Source organism: Chryseobacterium sp. IT-36CA2 (assembly GCF_949767875.1).
Taxonomy (GTDB): domain Bacteria; phylum Bacteroidota; class Bacteroidia; order Flavobacteriales; family Weeksellaceae; genus Chryseobacterium.
Genome location: NZ_CATKPG010000021.1, coordinates 74,180 through 85,639, shown reverse-complemented (window position 1 = coordinate 85,639; position 11,460 = coordinate 74,180). Strand labels below are relative to the sequence as shown.

The following is an 11,460-nucleotide window of genomic DNA, read 5'->3' as shown; positions in this document are numbered from 1 at the left end:
TTAATATTGTATGATGGTATGGTTCTGGCAGGCTGCCTCTATCTGCAAGAGATTAAAATTTCCTGTCTGACACAAATTTACTATCTAATTGATAATAAATAATAGTAAAATGTGGGATTTTTTTCTGTAAAAACTGTATAACATCGTCTAGCTGATCTTCAGAAATTTCCTCTACCTTTATTTTGAAGCCTTTGTTTAAATAACCTCCAAAATAGAATCCATCTTTCAGAACTTCAATCTGATGATCAGATATCTTCTTAAAATTGGGGTTTTCCAGATCTCTTTTGGATAAGGCATTAATCAGTTTATGTTTCCCTAAATGATTGGTAACAATTCCCCAGGAATAAATAGGAAGTGCCACTTCAACTTTTTTGATGGGATATTCTTCCATTTTTGAAAGATAGCTTTTCAGAATGTTAGCATCCAGAATAGAATTTTTATCAGAATTTTCCAGAGGTGATGAAGTAGAGTAGCACATCAGATAGACTTTTTCCACAGGAGGAATTCCGGTCTGTTTTTTATCTTTTACCTGATGAAGGCGAAGGGTACAGGTAATTTCTTTTCCGGAAATTTTTTTGAGCTCTTTCAGAAACTTAAAATAATCATTTCGTGTTCCGGCAGTCCAGTCGCAGTCGATCTGGATTTCATTATTTGTTTTCAGTTGATATTCTTCCGCTTTCTTTTGAATTAAAAGGTGGATACTTTCCGCCAGAAATTTGATCTCATCTGCAGAAATACCCAACATGGTCTGATTGGTAATGAAAACTGTAGGGACAATCTGTTTGTCTGTTTTAAAACTGTGATCTTTAGTAATAACTGCCACCGGCTGAAATTTTCCGTTCACTTTATCTACATCAAAGAATCTTGTGTACAAATAAGGAATAGTGGATTTGTCCAGAGCTTTCTTCTCTTCACTGTCAAGCTTTAATTTGGTTTTCCAGTAATAAAAAGTGTAAGGATGATCTTCTTTCTTGCTGCATGACACAATAAAGAAAAAGATAAGCAGAAAAAGGGTTTTAAAATTTTTCATGGGGATAAATCACTTTTCAAAAATAAAGATATTTAAGCAGAATATAAACCGTAAAATCACGGTGATTGGTGTAGAACAAGAAAACCACCCCAAATGGAGTGGCTCTCTCTATATACAATTTTAACTACTTGTAAAGTTCACTTTCACACTTACAGCTTTCTTTATCTGCACTTTCTCGGGCTGAGCAGCAACCCTCAAGGTGGAGGATATTTCCCCTTTCATCGGTAAGGTAGATTTTATCTTTGTCAAATTTCACCAAAAAATTCTCCTCATATTCCTTGAAAACTACTTTCATTACTTTGTGAGGAGCATATTGTCCGGCATTTATTTCTTCTGTTGTTTCTTTTCCGTCTGCCTGATTCACCTGAACATATCCGAAGTGAACATCTCCGTTCTTTTGTATGTCCACATAATAATGAGGAGTACCGGTTCCGCTGTAGCCTTTCATGATATCAAAGCTTCTGTGTCCTGTAAAAGGAACTTTCACCTGCTGAGCTAAAGTGAAAATACTAATACACAGAATGATTACACTGAAAATCTTTTTCATACATATTTTTTTCAAAAGTAAATATATTTAGACAAAGCAACCACCGTAAAAACCCGGTTATTTGCAGGTGAACTGTATAAAAATTCTTTTCTATGGTAGGTTGTTTCTTTTGGAAAACAAAACCACTCCTGTAAGAAGTGGCTTTTCTATAATTTAGTTAAAGTCAAATTAAAAAACAGTTGCCGCAAGCTGGATTCTTGCGTATTTATTAGATGGATTCCACATGGCCATCATTGATACAGGAAGACTGTAATGATCGGTAATCTTCACTACTTTTCCGGCTTTTACTCCTACATTGACGATGTCAAAGCTGTTTTTGCCATTGCCATATAAAAATGTTTGGTCATTAAGCGCAAATCCGGCTCCTACAAATGCATCCAGATTTACTTTCTCTCCCTTAATGACAGGGTAACTTGCCTGTACATAAGTAGAATATCTGTTCTTTTTGTAGCTTCCGTCAGCTTCCAGAATAACTTCTCCTGCATTAGCCCCACCGTACAACATAATGTCAGCTTCAATATTGATCGGGAATGAAGGTCCGAAAGTATAGTTTGTTCTTAAATCAATGATATGGGCTGTTCTTCTCTGTGAATAGCTGAAGATATCATCAGCAGCTACCGCAGTATTGATGTTTCGGGAGTTGTAAAGATCCCATAATCCAATATAAAAACGTCCGTTGGAATATTGAACATAATAATTGATTTCCTTATAATGGGTATTGTCCTTATCATCTGCTAATGCAGATGCACCCCAAATTCCGACCTTCCATTTTTTCTCCGCATCTAAGGCATAAGAAAGATTACCCATTACAACAGGTTTATCAGTAATGATAAGCCCTCTCCATAAGTGATTGTTCTGAATGTTGGCTGTAAAATCAAGCCTTCCTTCTTTGGTTTCCTTGGTTTCGCCATTTTCCTGTGAAAATAATCTTCCTGTGCCAATCGCAAGAAGGAAGATTCCCTTTAAGACTTTTTTCATCATTTGTTTTTATTTTAAAAATCCATATAAAACTGCTGCGATAATAGCGCCTGTAACAGGACCTACTACAGGAATCCAGGCGTATGACCAATCACTGCTTCCTTTTACAGGTAAGATAGCGTGCATGATTCTTGGGGCAAGATCTCTCGCAGGGTTGATAGCATATCCTGTGGTACCTCCTAGTGATAAACCTATTACCCATACAAGAAAGGTAACGGGGATAGCACCTACAGTACCCAATCCCACTTTGGCTGTTGGATCTGCCTGTAAAGAAATACTCGGATCAGAAAAATGAAAAATAACGAATACCAAAACGAAGGTTCCGATGATCTCACTAATCAGGTTGGAAGATGTTTTTCTGATAGCGGGGCTTGTACTGAAACAAGCCAGTTTGGCTCCTTCATCTTCCGTAATTGCAAAATGATCTTTATTGAAAAGCCATACCAGAAAAGCTCCCAGCATTCCTCCGATCATTTGGGCTGCGATATAAGAAGGAACCAGATCCCAGGAAAATTTTCCTGCTGCTGCAAGACCAATGGTTACAGCCGGGTTCAGGTGAGCCCCACTTATTGGGCCGGCAACAGTTACTCCTACGAATACGGCGAGTGCCCATGCGGTAGTAATAACGATCCATCCGGAATTATTTCCTTTCGTATCTTTTAAGACAACATTGGCTACAACACCGTTGCCTAACAATATAAGAAGCATCGTTCCGATAACTTCTGCAATAAATGGGGTCATATAAGTTTTTTTTTAATAAGTGAATTAATCTTCTATCCAGCTTTGAGCACGTGATACGGCTCTTTTCCATGAATGTGCCATCTTATCGACATGTTCTCTTTCCAACTGAGGATGGAAATCTTTGTCTACAATCCACTGAGATTGAATTTCTTCAACGTCTTTCCAGTATCCTACAGCAAGTCCGGCAAGGTAAGCGGCACCCAGTGCTGTTGTTTCAAGGGTTTTAGGTCTTGTGATTTTAAAACCGAATAGGTCAGACTGTATCTGCATCAGAAGATCACTTGCAGAAGCACCACCGTCTACTCTTAATTCAAGACTGGCTCTTCCGGAATCTGCCTCCATTGCTTTCACAATATCATAAACCTGGAATGCTATTCCTTCCAGTGTTGCTCTCGCGATATGTGCATCTGTGGTACCACGGGTAATTCCTACAATAGTTCCACGAGCATACTGATCCCAATGAGGAGCTCCAAGACCAGTCAATGCAGGAACAAAATATACTCCGCCATTATCTGGTACAGAAGCAGCGAGTTCGTTTACCTGGTCAGAAGAATGAATAATTTTAAGACCGTCTCTCAGCCATTGAATAGCTGCACCTCCTACAAATACACTTCCTTCTAATGCATAGTTTACTTCTCCATTGATTTTCCATGCTACGGTTGTCAATAGGTTGTTTTTAGAAGAAACAGCTTCCGTTCCTGTATTCATTAATAAAAAACATCCTGTTCCGTAAGTGTTTTTTACCATTCCCGGAGTAGTACACATCTGTCCGAATAAAGCTGCCTGTTGGTCACCCGCAATTCCGGCAATCGGAATTTTTGTAGAGAATAGAGTAGTGGCGGTTTCACCATATATCTCACTGCTTTGTTTTACTTCCGGAAGAATAGCTTTTGGAATGTCGAATAATTCTAATAAATCATTATCCCATTCTAAGGTATGAATGTTCAGAAGCATTGTTCTGCTGGCGTTGGAAACATCCGTAATAAACATTTTTCCTCTGGTAAGCTTCCAGACAAGCCATGTGTCAACAGTTCCGAAACATAGTTTTCCTTCTTCTGCTTTTTGTCTTGCTCCTTCTACATTATCAAGAATCCATTTCAGTTTGGTTGCTGAAAAGTAAGCATCCAGAACAAGTCCTGTTTTTTCTTTGATGGTTGATGCATGTCCCTGATCTTTCAGTTCGTCACAATATTTTGAGGTTCTGCGGTCCTGCCATACAATGGCGTTGTAGATAGGTTCACCGGTTTCTTTATCCCAAACGATTGTGGTTTCACGCTGATTCGTAATCCCGATAGCGGCAACTTCCAGTCCGGAGATACCTGCTTTCGCTATAATTTCTGCTGCTACGGAGATTTGTGATGACCAGATTTCATTAGGATCATGCTCTACCCAGCCTGGAGTAGGGAATATCTGTTCGAAATCTTTTTGCGATACATATTTTATTTCTCCGCTGTGATTGAAGAGAATCGCTCTGGAGGAAGTTGTTCCCTGATCTAGAGCGAGAATTAGTTTTTCATTCATGTATATAGTGCTAATTTAGGTTGATAACTTTAGGTGAATAAGGAGTCAATAAATACCCTCTTGCTAATTCAATGAATTCATTTTCCTGCTGCTGAGCCCATTCTTCAGGATATCCTTTCTCTTCAGCAATGATTCTTGCTACGTGATGAGCACTATCTATAGCTGCTCTCGCATCCAGGAATAGTAAACGGACTCTTCTGGCCAGAATATCTTCAATAGTTTCTGCCATTTCTGTTCTTACAGCCCATACAACTTCCGCTACAGTGAAAGGATGATCAGGGTGGATTTTTTGCGCATAACGGGGATTGCTTTCCTGCAATGCTTTTATAGCGGGGATATCAGATCCGTAAACGTACAGGTGATTGGTTCTGTCTACCTGTTCTGGTTTTACATTTCCATGAATGGAAAGATGTTCTGTTTTAGATGGATTGTTACCCAACCTGTGGACTTTCATCGCTTCGTCTATTGTATCTTCGGCCATTTTACGGTATGTTGTCCATTTTCCTCCGATAATAGAAACTAATCCTGTTTCTGAAGTAATCACTTTATGGCTTCGGGAAACCTCTTTTGTACTTTTGCTTCCATCTTTAGGAGCGGCAAGTGGACGAAGGCCTGCGAAAACTGATTTTACATCTTCACGGGTTGGTTTCTTAGATAGATATTGTCTGGCGGTATTTAAAACAAAACTGATTTCTTCTTCCAGAGCACGAGGTTCAAAACTTTCATCCTTTAAAAGAGTATCCGTAGTTCCTACTAAAGCTCTGTCGTGCCATGGAACAACAAATAAAACCCTGCCGTCTGAAGTTTTCGGAATCATGATAGCATCATCACTTTTCAGGAAAGATTTATCTAATACAAGGTGAATTCCCTGGCTTGGTACAACTAATTTACCATGCTTAGGATTGTTCAGATTAAGAATGTCATTCGTGAATACACCGGTAGCATTGATCACTACTTTAGCGTGTATCTGATATTGCTGCTTAGAAAGCTGATCTTCCGCAACCACACCTATTACTTTATCAGAATCATCTTTCAAAAGGTTGATCACTTTTACATAATTCACAGCACTTCCCCCTTTTTCAATAATAGTTTGGGTAAGATTAATCGCAAGTCTGGCATCGTCAAATTGTCCGTCCTGGTAAACAACACCGCTCATTAAGTGGTTTTGTTCAATAGTAGGAAGCTTTTCAACGGTTTTTGATTTGCTGATGTATCTTGTTTTACCTAAACTTAGTTTTCCGGCAAGGAAATCATAAACAGACAGTCCTATTTTGTAGTAGATTCCTCCCCACCATGTGTAGTTTGGAATAATGAAAGACTGGTTTTTTACGATATGTGCTGCATTTTTTGCTAAGAGTCCTCTTTCTTTTAATGCTTCTTTTACCAATCCGACATCTCCCTGAGCGAGATATCTAACTCCACCATGTACCAATTTGGTACTTCTGCTGGATGTTGCTTTTGCAAAGTCATGAGATTCAAGCAATAATGTTTTGAATCCTCTGCTTACTGCGTCTAATGCTGAACCTAAACCACTGGCTCCTCCTCCTATGACAATAAAGTCCCATTCTTTTACATTGGTTAACTTACTGAGTTCTTCGTTTCGTTTCATAAATGTTTCGTTTATGTTTCGTTTTCAAATATATAAATTAAAAATGAAAGCAAAAAGAAAATAAATGAAATTTTAAGATGTCGAAAAAAATCGGTATTTTTGATGAAACGAATAAAATGGAAAAGCTACTACCAAGGCAGGATGAAATACTGAAAGAGCTTGAGGAAAAAGGACATGTGCTTGTTCAGGATCTGTGTGAGAAGCTTAGTGTTTCTTCGGTTACGATCCGAAAGGATCTGAACTATCTCGAAAGTCTGGGGCTTCTTTTCAGAAACCACGGAGGAGCGAGTAAGCAGGTAAGATACGCCTATGAGAAAAATGTAGGAGAGAAAGAAAGTATCAATGTGGAGGCGAAGCAGGCCATTGCAAAAGCAGCTTTGTCATTGATCCAGGAAAATGATTGTATTATATTGGCATCCGGAACTACGATGCATTATCTGGCAAGAATGCTGATGAACTTTGGACCTCTTACAGTATTGACATCTTCTTTGAGGGTGGCCATTGAACTTTGCAATAATCCTAATATTAATATCATACAATTGGGAGGAGAGGTACGAAAAAGCTCTACTTCTATTGTAGGATCTATTTCCGAAGGAATCCTTAAACAGTTTTCATGCAATAAACTTTTTTTGGGAGTAGATGGTATTGATCCGGAATTCGGAATCAGTACTTCCAACGCTGCAGAAGCTCACCTGAACCAGATTATGATGGAATGTGCTGATCAAACCGTGATTCTTGCAGATTCTTCAAAATTGAATAAGAAAGGTTTCGGGAAAATTGCAGCTTTGGATCAGGTGGATTACCTGATTACTGATAATGGTATTTCTGCTGAAGACAGAGTTGAATTGGAGGAAATGGGAGTGAGTGTTTTAACTCAATAATACCTTCTTTTTAATTTCTTTTTTTTAATCAAAATAAATCTTTGGGAAATTGGTTCTGAAATTTTTCAAAATCATCTAATCGATTAAAAATCAAAATATTTTACTTGAAATATTTGTCAGTTATAAAATTATTCATAAATTTGCACACTCATTTTAGGAGCGTAGTATGCCTATATCAAAAGTAGAAATTACTTCAGACTTCCGAAAAATGGGGATAAATAAAGGATAAATTTTATTATAATATAAACAATGTCAGGTATTATTGGTAAAAAAATCGGTATGACATCTTTGTTTAACGAAGAAGGGAAAAACATTCCTTGTACAGTTATTCAAGCTGGTCCATGCTCGATTTTACAGGTCAGAACCTTAGAAAAAGACGGTTATACAGCTGTTCAATTAGGTTTCGATGACAAGAGTGAGAAGAACGTTGGTAAAGCGTTAGCTGGTCATTTTAAAAAGGCTGGTTCTGCTCCTAAAGCTAAATTAGTAGAATTCCACGATGGATTTACTGAAGCAAAAGTAGGAGAGGTAGTAAGTGTTGATCTATTCATCGAAGGTGAGTATGTAGATGTAACAGGAACTTCAAAAGGTAAAGGCTTCCAAGGTGTTGTTAAAAGACACGGATTTGGAGGTGTAATGCAGGCAACTCATGGTCAGCACAACAGACTTAGAGCTCCAGGTTCTATCGGTGCTGGTTCAGACCCTTCAAGAGTATTCAAAGGGATGAGAATGGCTGGAAGAATGGGAGGTGAGCAGGTAACTGTTCAAAACCTTCAAGTGTTAAAAGTTGATCAAGAACAAAATCTTTTAGTAGTAAAAGGTGCTGTTCCGGGAGCTAAAAATTCTTATGTAATTATCAGAAAATGGAACTAGTAGTATTAAATACATCAGGAAAAGAGACCGGAAGAAAAGTAACTCTAGACGAAACAGTATTCGGAATTGAGCCAAATCAGCACGCGGTTTACTTAGAAGTTAAACAGTACCTTGCTGCACAAAGACAAGGGACTCATAAAGCAAAAGAAAGAAGCGAAATTACTGCTTCTACTAAAAAGCTTAAGAAGCAAAAAGGATCTGGATCTGCTAGATATGGTGATATTAAATCTCCAACTTTCAGAGGTGGAGGTAGAGTATTCGGACCAAAACCAAGAGACTACAGATTCAAATTGAACAAAGCTCTTAAGAGATTGGCGAAGAAATCTGTTTTATCTCAGAAAATGAGAGACAACAGCATCAGAGTTTTAGAAGATATGAGCTTAAATGCTCCTAAGACTAAAGATTTCATTACTTTATTGGATGCATTAGCATTGAACGGTAAAAAATCTTTATTCATTCTTCCTGAAGCTAACAAGAATGTGTATTTATCTTCAAGAAACTTACCTAAAACTAAAGTAATGAACTTCAACGAAGTTAGCTCTTACGATTTAGTAAATGCAGGTGAAGTTGTATTCTTTGAAGGTGCAGTTGAAAAATTCCAGGAAAATTTAAAGAAATAAGTCATGTCTATTATTATTAAACCAGTTATCTCAGAAAAGGCTAATTACCTTACAGATTTAAGAGGTTCTTATTCTTTCTTAGTTGAACCTAAGGCGAATAAAATCCAGATTAAAAAAGCTGTTGAAGCGGCTTACGGTGTAAAAGTAGCAGACGTTAACACAATGATTTATGCTCCGAAGGTTTCTTCAAAATACACTAAAAAAGGTCTTCAAGTAGGAAAGACAAACAAATTGAAAAAAGCGGTAATCAAACTTGTTGAAGGTGAGGTTATCGATATTTTTGCTGTAAATTAATTATTAATTATAAATAATAGTAATGTCTGTTAGAAAATTAAAACCTATCACCCCGGGACAGAGATTCAGAATTGTAAACAATTTTGAAGAAATTACTACCAACAAACCAGAGAAATCTCTAACAGTTGGTATTAGTAAGTCAGGTGGACGTAACCAAACTGGTAAAATGACCATGCGTTACACCGGAGGTGGACACAAAAAGAAATACAGAATTATTGACTTCAAAAGAAACAAAGCAAACGTTGAAGCAACTGTAAAAACTGTAGAGTATGATCCAAACAGAACTGCATTTATCGCTTTATTAGAGTATGCTGATGGAGAGAAGAGATATATCATCGCTCCAAACGGTATCAAAGTTGATCAGAAGGTAGTATCAGGAGAAAGCGTTGAACCCAACGTAGGTAACGCAATGAAATTGAAAAACATTCCATTGGGTACTGTAATCTCTTGTGTTGAAATGAAGCCTGGACAAGGTGCTATTTTAGCAAGAAGTGCTGGTTCTTCAGCTCAATTAACTTCTAGAGATGGTAAATATGCAATCATCAAATTGCCTTCAGGAGAATCAAGAATGATCCTTACTGAATGTATGGCAATGATTGGATCTGTTTCTAACTCAGATCACCAATTAACTGTATCAGGTAAGGCTGGTAGAAGCAGATGGTTAGGTAGAAGACCTAGAACAAGAGCAGTTGTAATGAACCCAGTAGATCACCCAATGGGAGGTGGTGAAGGACGTTCTTCAGGAGGTCACCCAAGATCTAGAAACGGTATGCCTGCTAAAGGTTACAAAACCAGAAAGAAAAATAAAGCGTCTAACCGTCATATCATATCTAAACGTAAATAATTATGGCAAGATCACTTAAAAAAGGACCATTCATTCATCATACTTTAGATAAGAAGGTTCAGACAAACATAGAGTCTGGTAAGAAGACAGTTATCAAAACTTGGTCTAGAGCATCAATGATCTCTCCAGACTTCGTAGGACAAACTATTGCAGTACACAACGGGAAATCTTTTATCCCTGTTTATGTTACAGAAAACATGGTTGGTCACAAGCTAGGCGAATTTTCTCCAACAAGATCTTTCAGAGGTCATGGTGGTAACAAAAACAAAGGAAGCAGATAATCATGGGATCAAGAAAAAGAGAAAGTGCATTAGCACGTAAATTGACAAACCAAGATGTAGTAAAAGCAATACACAATGATTGCCCATCTTCTCCAAGAAAAATGAGATTAGTTGCTGATATCATTAGAGGAGAGCAAGTTGACAAAGCTTTATACATTCTAAAATATTCTAAAAAAGACGCATCTAACAAGTTAGAAAAAGTATTGCTTTCAGCAATGGCTAACTGGCAGACTAAAAACGAAGGTGCTGATATTGAAGAAGCTAATCTTATCGTTAAAGAAATTTTTGTAGACAGTGCAAGACAATTGAAGAGACTAAGACCAGCTCCACAAGGTAGAGGGTATAGAATCAGAAAAAGATCAAACCACATTACATTAATCTTAGGTAAAAAAGAAAATTAATCAAGGTATGGGACAGAAGACAAATCCAATTGGTAATAGATTAGGTATCATCAGAGGATGGGATTCTAACTGGTTTGGTGGAAACGATTATGGAGACAGAATCGCTGAAGACTACAAAATCAGAAGATACCTTGAGGCTAGATTATCTAAAGGTGGTATTTCAAAAATCTATATTGAAAGAACACTTAAATTAGTAACAGTTACAATCACTACTGCTAGACCGGGACTTATCATCGGTAAAGGAGGTCAGGAAGTTGATAAATTGAAAGAAGAATTGAAGAAACTTACAGGTAAGGATATTCAAATCAACATTTTCGAAATCAAAAGACCTGAATTAGATGCTGTACTAGTTGCTGATAGTATTTCTAAGCAAATTGAAAACAGAATTTCTTACAGAAGAGCTGTTAAAATGGCAATGGCAAGTACTATGAGAATGGGTGCTGAAGGTATCAAAGTTCAAATCTCTGGTAGATTGAACGGAGCTGAGATGGCAAGATCAGAATCTTTCAAAGAAGGAAGAATTCCATTGTCAACTTTCAGAGCTGATATCGATTACCACTGGGCAGAAGCTCACACTACTTACGGTAGACTAGGTGTAAAAGTTTGGATTATGAAAGGTGAAGTTTACGGTAAAAGAGAACTTTCTCCATTAGTAGGACAACAGAAAAAAGGAGGTCAGTCAGACAGAGGAAACAGAGGAGGAGACAGAGACAACAGAAGACCTAGAAAAAACAACAACAATAACAATAATAATTAAAATTTTAGATTAGAAATTTTGAATTTTAAATTACCGTTACTTTTTTAAAATTAAAAAAAATCTAAAATCTAAAATCTAAAATC

The 11,460-nt window shown here is 37.3% G+C and carries 14 protein-coding genes; 8 read left to right on the top strand and 6 right to left on the bottom strand.

The window, feature by feature from the left end; translation table 11 throughout:
• Positions 1–52 precede the first annotated feature (52 nt).
• The 6 genes from ACM6F9_RS11935 to ACM6F9_RS11910 all read right to left on the bottom strand — a co-directional run bounded on the left by ACM6F9_RS11935 (position 53) and on the right by ACM6F9_RS11910 (position 6,426).
• Positions 53–1,030 carry a hypothetical protein gene (locus ACM6F9_RS11935; RefSeq protein ID WP_414845920.1) on the bottom strand — a complete coding sequence of 326 codons (978 nt, stop codon included), beginning with the start codon at positions 1,028–1,030 and terminating at the stop codon, positions 53–55.
• Between the two features lie 124 nt (positions 1,031–1,154).
• A complete protein-coding gene (locus ACM6F9_RS11930) occupies positions 1,155–1,577 on the bottom strand; it encodes a hypothetical protein (RefSeq protein WP_414845919.1) in 423 nt (140 codons plus the stop codon).
• 168 nt (positions 1,578–1,745) lie between these two features.
• Complete coding sequence (locus ACM6F9_RS11925; RefSeq protein WP_414845918.1) at positions 1,746–2,558, bottom strand: hypothetical protein; 813 nt, start codon at positions 2,556–2,558, stop codon at positions 1,746–1,748.
• Positions 2,559–2,564: 6 nt separating this feature from the next.
• Positions 2,565–3,296, bottom strand: coding sequence for an MIP/aquaporin family protein (locus ACM6F9_RS11920; RefSeq protein WP_414845917.1), 732 nt, complete (start codon positions 3,294–3,296; stop codon positions 2,565–2,567).
• Positions 3,297–3,320: 24 nt separating this feature from the next.
• Positions 3,321–4,817, bottom strand: coding sequence for a glycerol kinase GlpK (glpK, locus tag ACM6F9_RS11915; RefSeq protein ID WP_414845916.1), 1,497 nt, complete (start codon positions 4,815–4,817; stop codon positions 3,321–3,323).
• Between the two features lie 10 nt (positions 4,818–4,827).
• Positions 4,828–6,426, bottom strand: a complete 1,599-nt coding sequence (locus ACM6F9_RS11910; protein ID WP_414845915.1) for a glycerol-3-phosphate dehydrogenase/oxidase — start codon at positions 6,424–6,426, stop codon at positions 4,828–4,830.
• 116 nt (positions 6,427–6,542) lie between these two features.
• Here ACM6F9_RS11910 and ACM6F9_RS11905 point away from each other — a divergent pair, with 116 nt between their 5' ends.
• The 8 genes from ACM6F9_RS11905 to rpsC all read left to right on the top strand — a co-directional run bounded on the left by ACM6F9_RS11905 (position 6,543) and on the right by rpsC (position 11,377).
• Positions 6,543–7,307 carry a DeoR/GlpR family DNA-binding transcription regulator gene (locus ACM6F9_RS11905; RefSeq protein WP_414846428.1) on the top strand — a complete coding sequence of 255 codons (765 nt, stop codon included), beginning with the start codon at positions 6,543–6,545 and terminating at the stop codon, positions 7,305–7,307.
• 249 nt (positions 7,308–7,556) lie between these two features.
• Positions 7,557–8,180 (top strand): 50S ribosomal protein L3, encoded by a 624-nt coding sequence (rplC, locus tag ACM6F9_RS11900; protein WP_047422405.1) that lies wholly within the window; start codon positions 7,557–7,559, stop codon positions 8,178–8,180.
• The gene (gene rplD / locus ACM6F9_RS11895) at positions 8,171–8,800 is read left to right on the top strand and encodes a 50S ribosomal protein L4 (RefSeq protein WP_105702146.1); all 630 of its coding nucleotides are present in this window, start codon (positions 8,171–8,173) and stop codon (positions 8,798–8,800) included. The genes rplC and rplD overlap by 10 nt, the downstream gene beginning before the upstream one ends.
• A 3-nt stretch (positions 8,801–8,803) precedes the next feature.
• Positions 8,804–9,094 (top strand): 50S ribosomal protein L23, encoded by a 291-nt coding sequence (rplW, locus tag ACM6F9_RS11890; protein WP_105702145.1) that lies wholly within the window; start codon positions 8,804–8,806, stop codon positions 9,092–9,094.
• A gap of 22 nt (positions 9,095–9,116) precedes the next feature.
• Positions 9,117–9,938 carry a 50S ribosomal protein L2 gene (rplB, locus tag ACM6F9_RS11885; protein ID WP_047380579.1) on the top strand — a complete coding sequence of 274 codons (822 nt, stop codon included), beginning with the start codon at positions 9,117–9,119 and terminating at the stop codon, positions 9,936–9,938.
• A 2-nt stretch (positions 9,939–9,940) separates the two neighbouring features.
• Positions 9,941–10,219: a 30S ribosomal protein S19 gene (gene rpsS, locus ACM6F9_RS11880; protein WP_034702850.1), complete on the top strand. Its 279-nt coding sequence runs from the start codon at positions 9,941–9,943 to the stop codon at positions 10,217–10,219.
• A 2-nt stretch (positions 10,220–10,221) separates the two neighbouring features.
• Positions 10,222–10,620, top strand: a complete 399-nt coding sequence (rplV, locus tag ACM6F9_RS11875; protein WP_034694674.1) for a 50S ribosomal protein L22 — start codon at positions 10,222–10,224, stop codon at positions 10,618–10,620.
• Positions 10,621–10,627: 7 nt separating this feature from the next.
• Positions 10,628–11,377, top strand: a complete 750-nt coding sequence (gene rpsC, locus ACM6F9_RS11870; RefSeq protein WP_034694675.1) for a 30S ribosomal protein S3 — start codon at positions 10,628–10,630, stop codon at positions 11,375–11,377.
• Positions 11,378–11,460 lie beyond the last annotated feature (83 nt).